The sequence below is a fragment of the Thermococcus prieurii genome, assembly GCF_054657655.1.
Map to the genome: position 1 here is coordinate 1,131,228 of NZ_BAAHYH010000002.1, position 16,471 is coordinate 1,147,698.

14 protein-coding genes, 3 tRNA genes and 1 pseudogene are annotated in these 16,471 nt (G+C 53.5%); 7 read left to right on the plus strand and 11 right to left on the minus strand.

Annotated features, from left to right (window positions below):
* Nucleotides 1-69 precede the first annotated feature (69 nt).
* The 11 genes and pseudogenes from ACYQ04_RS09545 to ACYQ04_RS09595 all read right to left on the minus strand — a co-directional run bounded on the left by ACYQ04_RS09545 (nt 70) and on the right by ACYQ04_RS09595 (nt 7,524).
* Nucleotides 70-1,035, minus strand: a complete 966-nt coding sequence (locus ACYQ04_RS09545; RefSeq protein ID WP_460129098.1) for a DUF5305 family protein — start codon at nt 1,033-1,035, stop codon at nt 70-72.
* A gap of 2 nt (nt 1,036-1,037) precedes the next feature.
* Complete coding sequence (locus ACYQ04_RS09550) at nt 1,038-1,919, minus strand: COG1470 family protein (RefSeq protein ID WP_460129099.1); 882 nt, start codon at nt 1,917-1,919, stop codon at nt 1,038-1,040.
* Nucleotides 1,912-2,970 (minus strand): signal peptidase I, encoded by a 1,059-nt coding sequence (locus tag ACYQ04_RS09555; RefSeq protein ID WP_460129101.1) that lies wholly within the window; start codon nt 2,968-2,970, stop codon nt 1,912-1,914. Before ACYQ04_RS09555 ends, ACYQ04_RS09550 begins: the two co-directional genes overlap by 8 nt.
* Nucleotides 2,971-3,016: 46 nt before the next feature.
* Nucleotides 3,017-3,553, minus strand: a complete 537-nt coding sequence (locus ACYQ04_RS09560; RefSeq protein WP_099209635.1) for a DUF1102 domain-containing protein — start codon at nt 3,551-3,553, stop codon at nt 3,017-3,019.
* A gap of 13 nt (nt 3,554-3,566) precedes the next feature.
* Nucleotides 3,567-4,169: a DUF1102 domain-containing protein gene (locus ACYQ04_RS09565; RefSeq protein WP_099212392.1), complete on the minus strand. Its 603-nt coding sequence runs from the start codon at nt 4,167-4,169 to the stop codon at nt 3,567-3,569.
* Between the two features lie 223 nt (nt 4,170-4,392).
* A complete protein-coding gene (locus ACYQ04_RS09570; protein ID WP_099209634.1) occupies nt 4,393-4,824 on the minus strand; it encodes a DUF7344 domain-containing protein in 432 nt (143 codons plus the stop codon).
* A 5-nt stretch (nt 4,825-4,829) separates the two neighbouring features.
* The gene (locus tag ACYQ04_RS09575; RefSeq protein WP_099209633.1) at nt 4,830-5,036 is read right to left on the minus strand and encodes a helix-turn-helix domain-containing protein; all 207 of its coding nucleotides are present in this window, start codon (nt 5,034-5,036) and stop codon (nt 4,830-4,832) included.
* A gap of 392 nt (nt 5,037-5,428) precedes the next feature.
* A tRNA-Gln gene (locus ACYQ04_RS09580) sits at nt 5,429-5,504 on the minus strand.
* 895 nt (nt 5,505-6,399) lie between these two features.
* A tRNA-Ile gene (locus ACYQ04_RS09585) sits at nt 6,400-6,477 on the minus strand.
* Nucleotides 6,478-6,487: 10 nt separating this feature from the next.
* Nucleotides 6,488-6,565 (minus strand) — tRNA-Glu (locus ACYQ04_RS09590).
* A gap of 43 nt (nt 6,566-6,608) precedes the next feature.
* Nucleotides 6,609-7,524, minus strand: a pseudogene (locus tag ACYQ04_RS09595) (NAD-dependent epimerase/dehydratase family protein).
* Nucleotides 7,525-7,602: 78 nt separating this feature from the next.
* On the opposite strand from ACYQ04_RS09595, the gene mntA reads away from it, so the two are divergent.
* From mntA to rfbB, 7 genes are all read left to right on the plus strand, one after another.
* Nucleotides 7,603-8,010 (plus strand): type VII toxin-antitoxin system MntA family adenylyltransferase antitoxin, encoded by a 408-nt coding sequence (mntA, locus tag ACYQ04_RS09600; protein WP_460129106.1) that lies wholly within the window; start codon nt 7,603-7,605, stop codon nt 8,008-8,010.
* On the plus strand, nt 7,997-8,428 hold the full coding sequence (hepT, locus tag ACYQ04_RS09605) for a type VII toxin-antitoxin system HepT family RNase toxin (protein ID WP_460129108.1): 432 nt from the start codon (nt 7,997-7,999) through the stop codon (nt 8,426-8,428). The genes mntA and hepT overlap by 14 nt, the downstream gene beginning before the upstream one ends.
* Entirely contained in the window at nt 8,425-9,420 is a 996-nt protein-coding gene (locus ACYQ04_RS09610) for a sugar phosphate nucleotidyltransferase (RefSeq protein WP_460129110.1), read from the plus strand. The genes hepT and ACYQ04_RS09610 overlap by 4 nt, the downstream gene beginning before the upstream one ends.
* A 131-nt stretch (nt 9,421-9,551) precedes the next feature.
* Complete coding sequence (locus ACYQ04_RS09615; RefSeq protein WP_460129113.1) at nt 9,552-10,613, plus strand: AAA family ATPase; 1,062 nt, start codon at nt 9,552-9,554, stop codon at nt 10,611-10,613.
* Nucleotides 10,614-10,945: 332 nt separating this feature from the next.
* A complete protein-coding gene (locus tag ACYQ04_RS09620) occupies nt 10,946-13,276 on the plus strand; it encodes an STT3 domain-containing protein (protein WP_460129118.1) in 2,331 nt (776 codons plus the stop codon).
* Entirely contained in the window at nt 13,273-14,331 is a 1,059-nt protein-coding gene (locus tag ACYQ04_RS09625; protein ID WP_460130148.1) for a glucose-1-phosphate thymidylyltransferase, read from the plus strand. The genes ACYQ04_RS09620 and ACYQ04_RS09625 overlap by 4 nt, the downstream gene beginning before the upstream one ends.
* Nucleotides 14,332-14,340: 9 nt before the next feature.
* Entirely contained in the window at nt 14,341-16,431 is a 2,091-nt protein-coding gene (gene rfbB / locus ACYQ04_RS09630; protein WP_460129120.1) for a dTDP-glucose 4,6-dehydratase, read from the plus strand.
* Nucleotides 16,432-16,471: the final 40 nt, after the last annotated feature.

The following is a 16,471-nucleotide window of genomic DNA, read 5'->3' on the forward strand; positions in this document are numbered from 1 at the left end:
ACCTCTAACCCTTTTTAGAACTCCTAAGGTGGCTTTTAGCTTGGGCTTTTAAAGTTGTTGGTGCCCGGGCTAATTCGCCCGGTACTCGTAAACCGTCTCTCCGTCTGCAACCGCGTAGACGTCCGTCTCGCCGTCGCGGTAATGAATTATCGGCCTGTCAACGAGCTCAAAGACCCTCTCCAGGTCGCGCGGAGAAGACAGCTCGACGCGCCTTCCCTCCGGAACGGTTCCCTCGACGGTGTACTTCCTCAGACCCTTCAACTCCTTAGGCTCCGTCTCCTTTCTCTCCCTCCTCGCGTACATGAAGCCCGCCGGCGGGATGGCGAAGAGAAGCGCCATCGCTGGAAAGACCGTTCTGGCCGTTGAGACGCCGACGTCCGAGCCGAGGAACGACACCGAGTTCGTGGTCGTGCTCACGTTCCTGACGACCTTCTTGTACTCCTTGTCGGCACCGCTGAAGTACAGCATTCCCGAGGCGTCGCGGTTCAGGCGGATTTCCTGGGTGAAGGGTTCCCTGCCGTTGGCTCGCACCTTGACGACGAAGTAAACTTCCCTCTCGGCGCGGTAGAGTCCCGTTCCTTCCCTTACCTCCTTGAGCCTCGCGTCGAGGGCACTCATGTTGAACTCAACGGGAAGGGTGAATGAACCCGCGAAGGTCCCCCTGCCGAGCGAGGAGCTCTCGTTGAGGATGTAGACCTTCTTCTTCCCGGAGGAAACGTAATACTTCACGTGAAGCGTCGCCTCGTAGCTTCCCATGGTGCCCGGGGACGAAGTGAAGGTGTAGTTACCGAGCAGTTCCTCGGTTATCTTCGAGGGGTAGTACTCAAGAGACGTTCCGTTCTTGTACACCGTCTCGTTCGAGAAAAATCCAGAGTGCTTGAAGTGTCCCTCCTCGACGTAGAGCGTTGAATACGTTGCGTGGGTCGTTATGGGAGCCCTTGAGTAGGCTAGGCTTGAGTACATGCCGAAAACAACGGCAAGGGAAATTGAAAAGGCAATCCCAACCAGGAAAGCCTTTCTCTTATCAACTTTCATAATCACCTACCTCCAGTTACGTGAACGGTGACGCGGTTCGAGACGACGTGCGTCCCGCAGAGATGCGCACCGCAGTTGAGTGTATAGTCCCCTTTGCGGAAGAAAACGACTTCCATGGGGATGTTCAGGGTCACCGTTGCCCCGTGGGCGACGTGAACCCTCCATACTATCACCATGCCAGAGCAATGACAGCACGAGAACCCAAGGGTGTAGCTGACGTTTCCTGTCGTTGGCTCCGGGGGCAGGGGCACGTATATGGCCTTCCATCCCGGGTTGGGGATGAAGTCCTTTATGACAAAGTCCCCACTTGGTCCATTGTTCGTGAAGTTGAGCTGAAGCGTTATGCGGTAGACCTTCTTCGTCGTGTAGTTGTAGACGTCCCCGACTATTCCCTTCTTCAGCACATAAGTCGGTCTCCTAACGGTGACGTACATCGAGCAGTCCTTGAGTTCGGCGCTTCCACCATCCCATTCGGCGTAGACCGTCAGCGGAACACCGTAAGTTCCGTTTTCGACGTCGTCACCGGCGGAAAAACTACCGCCAATCGAGACCTCCTCGCCGGGTTCGAGTGTGTAAGTGGAGCCGTCCACGCTCCCGTTGATACCATCAGGAAGGCTGGAGTAATCGCCGACGACGCGAACCGTTATGATCCTGTCCATCAGGTTCTCAAGCTTTATCGCGGCGAATTCAACGCCCGAACTTGCGTTCAGCATAACCGGCCCCTGAAGGCAATGGTACGCAACGTAGGAGTTGCTGCCATCCACCACGGCGAAGTCCGCGTCCCTCTGGGACGTGTATTCCCTAAAGTTCCCGCTCGAACCCACTATGAGGAGCAGTCCCAGCAGGAACGATGTGAAGAGTATGAACTTTCTCATGCTAACCATCTCCGAGTACCTTGGAGAGAACGCTTCCCCTCCTTTTTCTGATTCTAATGACGTCACCCTCGGAAATCCCCGCGAGGCGGTAGAACGCCCAGAGGACCGCGGACAGCAGAAGGGCGTAGGCGACCAGCGGCAGGTACGGGTTTAGGGAGTACAGGAAGATAACGAAGGACGCCGGCAGTATGGCAGGGTACGAGCGCACGCTGAACTCTTCCCTGTAAATCCGCGTGTCCTTAGGAACCGTGACGTGAACCGAGACGTTGGCGCTCGAACCCCCAGTGAGCCTCAGGAAATTAGGTCCCAGGAGCTCCGCCCGCTCACTGCCCCCCTCCACGAAGTAGTAGAAGGGGTAAACCGCGTTGTTGTGGACGCTCAGGTTCTTTTCGAAGGTTGAACCCGGGAGGTACCATCCCTCCCTCTGACCACCGGCGAGGGTCGATGAGTAAGTGAATGCGAGAGTTCCCCATGATGCCACCGTCACGAAGAGAAAACCCGCTATTATGAAGACGGAAACAACTGCGTAGAGGGTCTTAACACTGACTCGGTAGTATTTAGTTCGCCTTTTCCGTTTGGAGCCCCCCGAGAACGTTAGAAAGGCCCCCACGAGAAGCAGAAACGCTATGGCGTAGACGTTGTTCAGCCTTGCCCTAAGGGACTGTATGAACGCACCGCCGCCGCGGATGACCAGGGGGTGGCCGAGGACAACCACGACCTTTCCGGCGATGTCAGATTCTTTAACGGGCTTGTAAAGGCCATCCTGCTGGTCCGTTGCCACGTTGTTGTCACCCTTCGTTATGAAACCCTCCTCGGTCACGGCGAATATCCTGTGGACGGTCCAGCCATCCCTGCGGTGGAAGACTATTATGTCCCCGACGTCGAAGTTCCTCGCGAATGGGTTCATCAAAAAGAGGTCACCTTTGTCTATAGTGGGGGTCATGCTCTTGGAGTAAGCGTACGAGAGAAAAACGGGCCTGTCAAGGAAGAAGCCAACTAACGAACCGGTGATGAAAACGAGAACGATGATGGCAAACGTGAGTTCGATTAGTTTTCTCATATCAACTCCCCCTCAAAGGGGTTGGGGCAAAGGCCCCGAAAAGAAATCACTGTCCGCATGCACCAGCCTGAGCCTCTACGTTCATCTGGAACTGGTACTCGCCCATGCTGACGTTGGTGTTGTTGAATATCATGCCAATCTTTACAGGGCTTCCGTGCTCAACGGTGAACTTGAGGTTGTGGGCCGGTCCGGCAATCTCGTTTCCGTAGTCGCCGGCGAAGATTAACACATGGTCGTTCCCGGTCGTGATGGTGACACATATCGGGTAGTCGGTGTTGTTGTTCTCCCACAGCTCGTTGCTGACCTCGAACATCTCCTCAAAGACGTACGTCGTGTTCGGGCTCATTCCAGCACCGCCGTATTCAGGGTGGTTCGGGTTGTACTTGCTTATGTCCACGTAGAGTTTTCCAGCGTCGTAGGTTACGTAGGGCTGGAGGGCAGTCAAATCAATGAGCTCGTTATCGTCTGAAACGACGGTAAAGCTCGCCTGCCTGTCGGCAGAGTAGTACCTGAAATTGGCTCCGGCTCCAACGGCCAGGAGCATTCCAACCATCAATAAGGCCAATCCAAACAGTTTATTCATCTTTTACACCCCCTCACTGTCCCGGCTGTCCACATTTTCCTGCGAGTTCATCAGGCTCGGTGCCGAGCCTCCATGCCTGAATGTGTATGGTGCTGCTCTCAGTGGTGTTGAGCGCGTTGTTTCCGACGGTGAAGTCCATACCTATCTTGGCGGCTTCTCCCGGACCAAGGGTGAAGCAGACGTCGTTCTTGGCCATGTCACTGCGGTAGACAATCGCTCCGGTCGCGGCGTCGTGCACGTCGTGGTCGGCGCCGTAGAACTGAATCGCCGTGTTGGCGTTTGTAATCCTAACGACTATGCTCATGTTGTTCTCCCAAAGGTCGTTGCTTACCTCAAAGACCTCGTCGAAGTTGTACTCCGAGTTCGGGCTGAGGCCCTGGCCGTAGCCTGGGTAGTTCGGGTTGTCCGGACTGATATCCACCACCAGAACGCCACCGCTGTTTATGTACGCGTAGGGCTGAAGGGGAGTTAGGTCAATGAGTTCGTTATCGTCGCTGACGATATCCCAGTGGACGCTCCTGCTGGCGTGGTAGTCCCTGAAGTTGGCTCCAGCCCCTAAGACAAGGCCAAAGGCCACCAACAGGCCAAAAATTCCAAGGGCAATATTCTTTCTCATCTTTTTTCGCCTCCGGATTAGGGAGGCACTGTGGTAGAGAAGCCAGCGGTGAGAGTGAAAGTTCATCCCTAAACCAAGACACACTCACGACCACTGCAACGGTGAAATCAACGCAGTGCCTCTGCAACCCCGTGGGGTTGCTCACTGATTCATTGAACCTTTGGGGTATATATGAAATGTCGGATTAACGGCCGGTAATGGGAGATTACCCAAAGAAAAAGGCTCAGATGCGCCTCATTTTTCTATGGTGAATGACCCCAACACCGGCGTAAACCAGCGACGCGAGGGCAAGGTGAAGGTTGTTTAGGTAGAGGGCGGTTATGAAGAACATAACCGAGAGTCCGATGTAGAACGAACTCCAGCTTATGTCGTTCTTCTTTACAGTTTCCATGTAAACCGTAACGTCGTCCGGGACCTTAACGAGGGTGATAACGCCGTGCTTGAATGTGATAACTCCCTCTCGCTCAAGCTTCGGGATATGCGTCTGAACGAGGCTCACGTAGACGCTCTTCCTGTGCTTCCTGTCAGTGTTCCCCTCATTCTCGGCTATGAATTCAACAACGTCCCTCAGCTCGGCCTTCCCCTCACAGCTTCGGAGGTATTCTATGAGGAGCATCCTCCGGCTGTTTCCGAGTATGACCGAGGAGGTTCCCATGGCAATCACCGTGCCAACCTGTAGTGCTTTCTGCCGTTGTTGCCGACCCTCGCCTCGACGAGACCCATGCTCACGAGCTTCCTCAGCGTTCTCTCAACCCTCTGACGGGTGACGTCAAAGCCCCTCTCCGTTAAAAACCGCGTGAGAAACGCAACCGTGAGCTCCCTCTCCCGGAGCATGTCAACAATCTCACTTTCAAAATCCTTCCTCATGACTACGACCTCCCGACCGGAGTAAGACCCGGCCTTGGGAAAATTAAGTCACAGGAGTATTTAAACCTGCCTCAAAAGTTCGAAAAGAGACTTTAAATGAGTAAAAACTGCTGGAAGGGGTTCATTTGGTGGTACAAGGAAACATCAACGGACAACACCACCGAAGTCGAAGGAATGCCTTTTTTCGTTAGAGGAACGATTGGATATTTTCCAGAGTTTAGGGAACTGGAACCTCCAAGGTCCCTCCAACGAAGCCAGTGAGGTAAAAAAACGTCACAAAACACGACAAGTTAGGATGAACATCAACGGCAAAAATACGTCTTGAGGTATAACACGAGGTTCGAGAAGGGAATTTAAGAGAGGGGGTTCGGGGTTCTGGAGCCCTTAAACGATGGTAGCCCCGCGGGGATTCGAACCCCGGTCGCGGGATCCAGAGTCCCGCATGCTTGGCCGCTACACCACGGGGCTGTGCCCGTTGATAGCTAAAGGGGAGGATTTATAAATTTTACTCCCCGCAAGCTTTGCTTGCGCAAAGCTTGACCAAAATGGTCTAACTATCCGAAAAGGCAAGGAAAAGTTGCATGCTTCATCAAGCACCCCAATAGCTTTGGGGTTTACTTCCAGAGTAGGTTTGGGAGGAAGTGTTACAACTTAAAAGGGCGCCCAGAGGGGCGCCTTCAAAGAGAGAAACACTCACCAAAGAGCAAGTCAAGAGAAACCCCAAACAAGAGACACTCCCCCTGACGTGCACGAACTATAAACTTCACTCTTGGACAGTCAAACACTTTTGGTCAAACTTTTCGCCAGCAAGCTTTAACAAAGCTTGACCAAAAAGCTTGTGATTCCTCTTTAGGGCTCCTCTTCAAAGGATTTCAAAATCAAGTCAGCCGTTGAAAGTTTGAATTCACACTCTAAGGACTCCTTCACACGGGTTCTGCTTGAACCGCGCTCCGAAGGAGCGCAAAAAGGCTTGAACCCCTTGTTAAAAGACGCCCTTAGAAAAATTCACCCTTCCACAGGAGCAATCAAGAGAAATCCACTCAAAGAACAGCAACTCAAAAGAGAATCACGAACTTTGATGAAACTTTGCAACAGCCTTTGGGAAAGGCTGGCGAAAGGAACGCCCTTCTCACCAGAGAGCAAGAAGTCAGTCGTGCACTAACAAAAGAGCAAGATTAGACAGGGTTTAACACCAAAACAAGGCTTTTCAAGCAGTTCCAACTTTGTCATTGGCGTCCGAAGGACGCCGTTTAAAGAGTGGAACACTCACCAAAGAAGCAAGTAGATAAAAACCCACTCAGAAATGAACACTTCAAAAAAGCACTTAATCTTCCGCCAGCGCTTGCGCAAGCAAGGGCTGATGTGGTGGGCCCGCGGGGCTTCGAACCCCGGACCTCCCGCTTATCAGGCGGGCGCTCTGACCAGGCTGAGCCACGGGCCCGCGAGAATTATGGTGCCCGGGCCGGGATTTGAACCCGGGTCGCGGGATCGAGAGTCCCGCATGATTGACCGGGCTACACCACCCGGGCGCGTCCGAGATTAAGGGCGCTGGAGGGTTTAAAAAGTTTTCGGTTAGAGGAGCTCCCTAACCGTTCTCCTCACGGCTTCATAGCTGCTGAGCCTCGGCCTCCAGCCGGTTTTCTTTGCCTTCTCTATGCTGAGGCGCATGAACTTAACGTCACCCTTCCAGCCCCTGCCGCCGTCGACGCCGCCCGTGAAGACGAACCTCGGCTTAAGGCCCATCTCCTCGCTCACTATCTCCGCTATCTCCCGGACTGTTATCCAGTCGTCGTTGCCGAGATTGTAGAAGTCAACGGTTTTCCCGGTTCCTTTAAAGTGCTCGAATATTTTGAGCATGCCCTCAACGGTATCGCTCACGTGGAGGTAGCTCTTCCTCTGGGTTCCGTCGCCGAGTATCTCAAGCTCTTCTGGGTTCCTCCTGAGCTTGTTGATGAAGTCATAGATTACGCCGTGGTTGGAGCGCTCACCTATGATGTTCGCCAGGCGGAAGATTAATGCCCTGAAGCCGAAGGTGTGTGAGTAGCCGCTTATCAAGGCCTCAGCCGCGAGCTTCGCCCCGCCGTAGACGCTTATGGGCTCGAGGGGGGCGTAGTCCTCGGGAGTTGGTATAACCTCGGCATCACCGTAGACCGTCGAGGAGCTCGTGAAGATGATGTATTTCGCACTCGAATCCTCATCGCGTTGAGGAGGTTGTAGGTTATCAGCACGTTGGTTTCATAGAGGAGCTCAGGGCTCTGGGAGCCGATTCTAACCTCGGGATTGGCGGCGAGGTGGAAGACGGCTTCAACGTCTTTAACGGCATCTTTTACAATCTCGAGGTTTCTCATATCGCCCTTTATGGACTCAAAGCGCCCGTTATCGAGCCACCGCCTTACGTTGTCCAGACTGCCCGCGCTCAGGTCGTCGAGGACCCTAACCTCGTGTCCGAGCTCCATGAGCCTGCCCCGCCGGTTACAAGAACCCTCATGCCATCACCGTTGGGAGTTTGAAGGAAGGTTATTAAGGTTTGGGAAAGTTTTTTGTATCCAACACCATACTCACTACCATGCGGGTTTACACGCTTGGGAAGGAAGAAAAAGAAAGAATTATCAAGCTGCTCAGGGAGTTTCTTCTGAAACGAGATGAGGTTGCCTTCGCCTACCTGCACGGTTCCTTCCTCGAGGACGGTCCCTTCAGGGACGTGGACGTTGCAGTCTACGTTAAGTCAAAGGTTCACCCGTTCTACGAGGAGGAGCTGGAAGAGGAGCTCTCAAGAATAATCGGGCTTCCGGTTGACGTTAGAGTTCTCAACGACGCTCCTGTAACGTTCAGGTTCCGCGCCATTGGGGGCCTGTTGCTCTTCAGCAGGGACGAGAAAGCCCGGTGCGACTTCGAGGAGGGGACGATGAGGGAGTATCACGATTACTCATACTACCTGGACATGTACAGGAGGGAGGTCCTTGGAATACGATGAGGAGAAGGTAACTCGCCTGATGTCAGAGGCGAGGACTGCTCTGGAGGCACTTTATGAGCTCTCGGAACTTCCTAAGGAGGAATTTCTTCAGAACAGACACTATGTGTCAAGCGCAAAGTACAACCTTCTTGTTGCAATCGAAGCGTGCATTGACATTGCCTACCACCTGATATCAAAGAACAAAATGAGGCTTCCAAAGGACTACGCAGATTCATTCAGGGTTTTAAACGAAAGGGGAATCATTAACGATGATTTAACCAAGAGACTTGTTCTCATGACGAGATTCCGGAACAGACTCGTTCACATTTACTGGGAGGTTGATGATGAGTTTATTTATGAGATACTCCAGGATAACTTGTCGGATATTGAGGAATTTATGGATTCGATTTCAAAGGCACTTCGGAGGGAAGAACCGTGAAGGTCCTAATCATGGCAGGCGGCTACGCAACTCGGCTGTGGCCGATAACGAAGGACAACCCGAAGGCACTGCTCCCTGTCGGGGAGAAGAAGATAATAGACTACATCCTCGAGAAGGTCCTCAACCTCGACCTCCCGGTCTACATCTCGACGAACCGCTTCTTTGAGTCCCACTTCAGGCCGGTCGCGGAAGAGTACGGCGTCGAGCTAATCGTCGAAGACACGCTCCACGAGGAGGAGAAGCTCGGGACGATAGGGGCAATGAAGAAAGCCGTCGATGAGCTCGGTTTGGACGACTACCTCGTCATCGCCGGTGACAACCTCTTCTCATTCTCACTGGGGGACTTCCTGGCGAGGTACTCTGGCGAAACCCTCATAGCGGTCTACGACGTCGGCGACCTTGAGCTGGCCAAGCGCTACGGTGTTGTCGTGCTTGAGGGGGACAGGGTGGTGGCGTTTGAGGAGAAGCCGGCACAGCCGCGTTCGACGCTAATCAGTACGGGCGTCTACGTTTTTCCGGAGAGGGTTATGGAGCTCCTCGACGATTACCTGAGCAACGGGAACAGGGATTCGCCGGGCTACTTTGTCCAGTGGCTCCTCTCCAAGGGAGAACCGATAAAGGCATACCGCTTCTCCGAGTACTGGTACGACATAGGAAGCGCGGACAGCTACTTGGAGGCTCTGAAGACGCTTCTGAAGGAGAGCCGCATAGAGGAAATCCAGATAAGTCCCTACGCGAAGATAATCCCGCCGGTCGTCATAAAGCGCGGGGCGAAGATACTGGGCCGCTCGATTATTGGGCCATTCGCCTACATCGGCGAGGACTGCCTCATTGAGAACTCCGACGTCAGTGACTCGATAATATTCAGGAAGACCGTGATAAGGAACTCCACCATATGGCGCTCCATCATAGACGAGAAGTGCGAGATAAGGAACCTCGAGCTGAGGAAAAGCCTCGTCGGTGGTCACGCAAAGATACAGAGGGGAGAGTAGAGGGTACCTGTTTCAGGTGAGGTCTACTTCTTTGGTCTTGAGGTAAATCAAATCGCAATCCTTATTAACAACTAGACCCTACCTGAAACAGGTAGGGTCTAATGCTTTTTGACACTCGCCCAAAGGCTTCAATGGATGAAGTCTTTGGAAGAAAGGCTGAGTATTGGGAGCTGGTTGAGAAAATCGAAAACGGGAGGAACTTCTTTGTTATAACTGGCCCGAGAAGGATTGGAAAGACTACTTTCCTCACGGCGGCGCTGAACGACCTTCACGAGAAGTACAAAATACCCCACATAATCATCGACGCCAGGGCCATTTCAACTGCCAACTCAAAGAATCCCCAGGGTCAAATTGTGAGAGAACTCCTTAGCATTAAAAAGCATTCCAAAAAAAGGCGGCTATCGAAAATAGCAGACTCGATTGAGGGTATCACCATTAAGGGGGTCAAACTTAAGCTCAAGAAGGACGGGGAATACACTTTGCCGGATATCCTGAGGGAGCTCAACGACTCCAACGACGTGCTCATCATAGCGTACGACGAAGCGCAGTACTTCAGATATGCAAACGAGGACTTTACAAAAATCCTCGCCTGGGTTTACGATAAGCTTCCCAATATAATCACGATTGTGACGGGCTCACAGGTGGGGGTTCTTGAAAACTTCCTGCGCTTTTACGACTACAAAGCTCCCCTTTATGGCAGATATCACGTGAAAATACCCCTAACAAGGTTCACCCCCTCACAGAGTTTCGAGTTCCTCGAGAGGGGTTTTGAAGAATATGGATTGTCTGTGGGCCCAAAGGAAATACTCTCCGCTATCAAGGCCCTTGATGGTGTACCCGGCTGGCTGACACACTACGGGGCAAGCAGAGTCGATGGGAAGACACACTGGGATGCCATTCAGGACGTTCTCATCGAGGCTGAGGGATACATTCGTTCGGAGTTTGAGGAACTGGACAGGACTTCTCCAAGGTACAGGGCTATCATGGAAATCGTAGCGGGCATCACCTCTAGGAAGAACTCTGCTTCCTGGACGGAAATAAAGAACGCCTTAGAACTCAGAGAAGGTAAGGGGATTGATGACAAAAATCTTAACCTGCTCCTCAAGAAGCTCGTTAACTACGGCTTTCTGGAGCATGTGGGAAGGGAATACATAATCCCGGACCCGGTGGTCAGGAGGCTCTTTCAGACGTGATATTTTCAGACTGTGTAAGAGGGGGTTAGAAGGAATGAGGAGTGCCCCTGGAAAGGATGGAGTGAAGCTTCATCCCTGACGGACTTCCCCTGGTTAGCGATTCCACGACCCTCCGACCATGGAACCACTAGTTTAGGGGGTTCGCTTGGGGTGAAGCTTTCGCCTCAGTCTCCCCGGTGGACATTCACCATAGTATTTTGAAATGATTCGAATTTTTGTCCCTGGGGGCATTTCCCCGCGCTCAACGGGGGTAATAACTCCCCAGCGCTTGCGCAATCCTTTTATTGCCCCCCTTCGTAGGGATAACAACAGCGAAAGAGAGGGAGATTCTGATGGGGGGCGGTGAAAACAAAACCAAAAACGTTCTCGCCAGGTTCTTGGAGCCCAAGGTTGCCCTTTCGGTCGTGACGGCCGTAGCGCTCGTCGTAAGGCTCCTACCTATGCGCTTCAAGTACCTGCTCGGCTACGACCCGTACTTCCACCTGGCCTACATCGAGTACGCGCTCAAGCACGGCTGGGTGAACTTCTTTCCCTACGCCTTCGGCCCATGGGGCATGCAGATTAAGCTCTTCCACCCGCTCGGCCTCTGGATGACGCCGGCCTACGTGTACAAGCTCCTCCATCCTTTCGGAGTTTCGGTCTTCAACGCCTTCAGAATCACGCCTGTAATCTTCGGCGTGCTGACGGTCGTCCTCACGTACCTCGCGGTCCTTCGACTGTACGGGAAGAAGGAGGCGCTCCTGGCATCGTTCCTCCTCGCGGTTAGCTTCGGCCACGTCTTCCGCTCGATGGCGGGCTACTACCGCGGCGACAACTACATGCTCTTCTGGTACGGCGTCGCCCTCCTGGGAATCTCCCTCGGACTGACTTGGAAGCCGAAGAAATGGAGGTATGAGAGGTTCGCCTTTTATATGATTCCAGGCGTTGCCACCGGACTTTCAGCGTTCTTCTGGCAGGCTTACTATCCGATATTCGCGTTCGTTCTGGCGAACGCCGTTCTCCTCTCAATCGGAGCTTTCCTCCTTGGAAAGGATGAGAAGATTGCCGACGGACTCGCGGTCGTGCTCTCAACGGTCTTGGGGGTTCTCATCGCCAACTGGATTGGCGGGCGTTTCCACTACGGCATGGTCGGCTACGACAGGGGACTCGGACAAAGCCTCGCGAAGAAGCTCGGCCTCCACTTCGGCTTCATAAAAGACGCGTTTCTGCTGGCCTACCTGAAGTACGCCGTTCCGGTTGCCCTGGTTGCAATTGTAGTCCTCCTCGTGGTCGGGAGGAAGGTCAGGGGAAGGAAGAGGCTCTGGGTCGTTGGAGCCGGTGCGGTCGTCGCAGCCCTCATCGGTCTCAGGTACTACGGAACCGCGGAGTCGCTGGTAAAGGGGATATTCGTGAACGCACCGATAATAGAGACCCAGAGAACGGGTCTCCACGACCTTTGGGAGGCTTACGGCCTTTCCTTCCTCGCGGCCCCCGCGTTCCTCCTGGGCTTCAGGAGAAAGAGGCTCGGCGACTACGTCATCCTTGGCCTGGCGTTCGTCTCTGTTCCAATGCTCCTGATATGGACGCGGTTCCTCTTCATAGGGTCCCTTGCGGTCGCGGTTATGGCGGGGGTTGGACTCGTTGAGCTGGCCGACTTGGTGAAGGGAAGGGAAAGGAAGGGCGCGGCGCTCGCCGTCACCGCCCTCGTTCTCTTGGTTCCAGCGGTGACTGCAATCGAGGGCGTCAAGACGACGTGGGACGTGGAGCCCTTCATGAACCCCCACTGGGAGGCCGCCCTGGAGTACATCGGCAACCACTCCGCTATAAACGACGTTGTCATCACCTGGTGGAACTACGGCCACTGGGTAACCTACTACGCCCACAGGGCACCGGTTGCACAGGGAAGCCCAAGCAGACTGGTTGCAAAGTACTACCTCGGCCTCCTGCCCAACAGGACGCTGATGACCCTTGGCGTTGACTACGTCATCGTCTCGCTTCCAACAGCCCTTCAGTTCCCGTCCATACTCGACACCGCGGGGATAAAGGGGTGGGATGGCTACTTCATCGTGCCCCTCTGGCTTCACGGAGGACTAGGAGGGACGATGGTGTTCTCGGGAGATGGCTACTCCGTCGTCCTCGCGCGGAGCGGCAACGCCATCTCCGTCTCTGTGCAGACGCCGAGGGGACCCGTGACCCCCGCAGAGCTGATTATTGAAGCTGGGAAGTCCATCAAGCGCGTGGGAAAAGGCGGAAACGGCCTCTACGTCTACGTGAACCTCAACTACGACTACGCGTTCATCATGAACGAAAAGGCCTTCAGGACGACGCTCGCCCAGCTCCTCTTCAACGGCGGGATGAAGGGGTACCGCTTGGTGTACTCCGACGGCGGCTACATCAAGGTCTACCGCTTCCTTCATCCGAACGTCGTCGTTACCGCTGAAAACGGCTCCGTCGTCCTCAAGTTCGAGAACGCGACCGGGACCGGACTTGGGATATGGGGATACCTCGACAACGGAACGCTCGTGTTCAAGAAGTGGTACGGCGTGAAGGGCAGAAATGAGTTCGTGCTTCCGAAGAACCTGAACGGGAGCGTTGTGGTCAGGTACGCCTACGCGGAGGGAAAGGTTATAGTGGACAGGGGAGTTTTTAGGATTGAGGACGTGCTCGAGGGGGGATGGAGATGAAGGCACTCATACTATCCGGTGGCCACGGAACGAGACTCAGGCCCCTTACGTACTCCCAGCAGAAGCAACTAATTCCAGTTGCCAACAAGCCGGTCCTCTTCTACGCGATAGAGGATGTCATCGAGGCGGGAATCCACAAGATTGGGATAATAGTCGGCCCAAACGCCGAGCAGGTGAAGGAAACCGTCATGAGCAGGGACTGGGACGCGGAGATAGAGTTCATCTACCAGGGAGAGCCGAAGGGTTTGGCGCACGCGATACTTGTGGCCAGGGACTACCTGGGCGATGACGACTTCGTCATGTACCTCGGAGACAACATCCTGAGGGAGGGAATAGCCAAACACAGGGAGCACTTCGAGAAGGGAAACTACGACGCGAGCATCCTCCTCACGGAGGTCCCGGACCCGAGGCAGTTCGGCGTCGCCGAGCTGAGCGAGGACGGGAAAACGATAAAGAGGCTCGTTGAGAAGCCGAAGAACCCGCCGAGCAACCTCGCGCTTGTCGGGATATACTTCTTCAAGCCGGTAATCCACGAGGCGGTGAGGAGCATAAAGCCCTCATGGAGGAACGAGCTCGAGATTACCGATGCAATACAGTGGCTCATCGACCACGGCTACCGCGTTGGCTGGACCAAGGTTACGGGCTGGTGGAAGGACACCGGGAAGCCTGAAGATTTGCTCGACGCCAACCGGTTAATCCTCGACGACCTAAAACCGGACGTGAGAATCGAGACGAGGGCGAGGGTTCACGGTAGGGTCGTCATCGGGGAGGGGAGCGAGATAGACGAGAACACGGTCATAAAGGGCCCGGTGATAATCGGCAGGAACGTCAGAATCAGAAACTCCTACATAGGGCCCTACACGAGCATCGGCGACAACGTCGTCATTGAGAACACCGAGGTGGAGGACTCGATAATCCTGCCGGACAGCGAGATTAGGAACGCCGGCAGGATAGTCGAGAGCGTCATCGGGCGGGGGGTTAAGATTCTAAAGGGCAACTCCCACCCCTTAGGGAAGAAGCTCGTCGTCGGCGACAACTCGAGGATAATCCTGTGAGGTGAAAGGATGAGACTCCTCGTAACGGGAGGAATGGGTTTCATAGGGAGCAACTTCATCCGCTACGTCCTTGAGAAGCATAAAGACTGGGAAATAATCAACCTCGACAAGCTCGGCTACGGCTCGAACCCGGCAAACCTGAGGGACGTTGAAAACGACCCGCGCTACACCTTCGTGAAGGGCGACATAGCGGACTTCGAGCTGATGAAGGGGCTCGTAAAGCAGGTTGACGCGGTCGTTAACTTCGCGGCCGAAAGCGTTGCGGAAAATGAATTTGTGGCAGTTCACAGACATGGCAGGGTAAAGCTTGTAACATTCGGTGAATTATTTGAGCAACTGAGCAAAACCAACAGAGTGATAAAAGACGGAAAGCATGAAATAATCGATGTTTCGGGGAAAAACATAAAGGTGCTGTCATTTTACAACGGCTGTGGGGCATGGTTTCCGTTAAAAAAGATTATCAGGCATTATTACAAGGGAAAACTCCTATGCCTGCGCCAGAAGTGGGGAGAAATCTGCGTGACCCCGAATCACTCCGTATACGATGTTTTTGGAAATCTCGTCAATGCAGGTTCAAACCCGGAGCTTTTGGCAGTTAGGAGGATAAACTACTACCCACATGAACACAAATTTAGAAACACTGCCAAGATTCGTGCTGAGGGAACCGGCCATTTAAGGGTAACTCTTGATAAGGTATACACGGGAGAGAAATTAGAAGCACTACTAAAACTCCTGGCAGCATACATTTCAGAAGGAAACGCTACATACAACAAAGCAAACGGCTCATACACTGTGGTCATAAATAACAGCAATGAAGAATGGCTAAAGAGCTTGGCTGAAGATTATACGCTAATTTCGAACGGCTCATATTCAATTACAAAACGAAAACACGGAGTTTATCAGCTGGAACTAAACAGCAAAGAATTTTACCAAATGTGCATAAGGTTCTGTGGTAAAAATGCTTCAGAAAAAAGACTTCCGGATTTCGTGTATGGACTGGATAAGAAGTACCAAATGCTATTCTGGGAAACGTTATTAGAAGGAGACGGAACGTATAGGCGCTGGAAAAGGGATAAGACTGCCGAGTATACAACGGTTTCAAGAAGACTGGCAGCTGGGTTGGGATTGCTCCTGGCACTGATGGGTGTTGATTACACGTACCATATAAGCAAGCCGAGAAATGGGAACCATACTTCATACACCATCAGGACAAGGCTGTTTTACAATGTTTCCGCTGGAAAAAGGGAGATAATTGAAATCGAGTACGAGGGCTACGTCTATGACTTAGAGGTCGAAAAATCTCACAACTTTATAGCTGGTGTCGGGAACATAGTAGCCCACAACACCCACGTCGACAGAAGCATCTCAAGTCCCGACCACTTCCTCAGGAGCAACGTGATTGGCGTTTACACAATCCTCGAGGCGATACGGAAGGAGAACCCCGAGGTAAGGCTCGTCCACATAAGCACCGACGAGGTCTACGGTGACATAGTCAGAGGCTCCTTTAGAGAGGAGGACGCGCTGATGCCTTCATCCCCTTACTCCGCCACCAAAGCGGCCGCCGATACCCTCGTCCTCGGATGGACGAGAACTTACGGGCTCAACGCCTCAATAACGAGATGCACAAACAACTACGGCCCCTACCAGTTCCCGGAGAAGCTCATACCCAAGACGATAATAAGGGCGAACATGGGGCTCAAGGTTCCAATCTACGGCACCGGCCAGAACGTCAGGGACTGGATTTACGTTGAGGACCACGTGAGGGCCGTCGAGACGGTTCTTCTGAAGGGCGAGCCGAGGGAGGTCTACAACGTTTCCGCCGGCGAGGAGAAGACGAACCTCGAAGTCGTCAAAACGATTCTCAAACTCCTCGGAAAGGACGAGTCGCTGATAGAGTTCGTCGAGGACAGACCGGGTCACGACCTGAGGTACTCCCTCGACTCCTGGAAGATAACGAGGGACCTGAAGTGGCGTCCGAAGGTGAGTTTTGAGGAGGGCATAAAGCTGACCGTCGAGTGGTACCTGAGGAACGAGGACTGGTGGAGGCCGCTGGTGAACGAGAAGGTCCTCCACCCGACGCCGTGGAAGCTGGGGTGGTGAGAAAACTTAAATATGTGGTTCCACATAATTATGTACGGTG

Excerpts from the sequence above, each read along its gene's own strand:
- ACYQ04_RS09545 (WP_460129098.1), bottom strand. The coding sequence starts at position 1,035 with ATGAAAGTTGATAAGAGAAAGGCTTTCCTGGTTGGGATTGCCTTTTCA.
- ACYQ04_RS09550 (WP_460129099.1), bottom strand. The coding sequence starts at position 1,919 with ATGGTTAGCATGAGAAAGTTCATACTCTTCACATCGTTCCTGCTGGGA.
- ACYQ04_RS09555 (WP_460129101.1), bottom strand. The coding sequence starts at position 2,970 with ATGAGAAAACTAATCGAACTCACGTTTGCCATCATCGTTCTCGTTTTC.
- ACYQ04_RS09560 (WP_099209635.1), bottom strand. The coding sequence starts at position 3,553 with ATGAATAAACTGTTTGGATTGGCCTTATTGATGGTTGGAATGCTCCTG.
- ACYQ04_RS09565 (WP_099212392.1), bottom strand. The coding sequence starts at position 4,169 with ATGAGAAAGAATATTGCCCTTGGAATTTTTGGCCTGTTGGTGGCCTTT.
- ACYQ04_RS09570 (WP_099209634.1), bottom strand. The coding sequence starts at position 4,824 with ATGGGAACCTCCTCGGTCATACTCGGAAACAGCCGGAGGATGCTCCTC.
- ACYQ04_RS09575 (WP_099209633.1), bottom strand. The coding sequence starts at position 5,036 with ATGAGGAAGGATTTTGAAAGTGAGATTGTTGACATGCTCCGGGAGAGG.
- mntA (WP_460129106.1), top strand. The coding sequence starts at position 7,603 with ATGCGGGTTTACACGCTTGGGAAGGAAGAAAAAGAAAGAATTATCAAG.
- ACYQ04_RS09615 (WP_460129113.1), top strand. The coding sequence starts at position 9,552 with ATGGATGAAGTCTTTGGAAGAAAGGCTGAGTATTGGGAGCTGGTTGAG.
- ACYQ04_RS09620 (WP_460129118.1), top strand. The coding sequence starts at position 10,946 with ATGGGGGGCGGTGAAAACAAAACCAAAAACGTTCTCGCCAGGTTCTTG.
- ACYQ04_RS09625 (WP_460130148.1), top strand. The coding sequence starts at position 13,273 with ATGAAGGCACTCATACTATCCGGTGGCCACGGAACGAGACTCAGGCCC.
- rfbB (WP_460129120.1), top strand. The coding sequence starts at position 14,341 with ATGAGACTCCTCGTAACGGGAGGAATGGGTTTCATAGGGAGCAACTTC.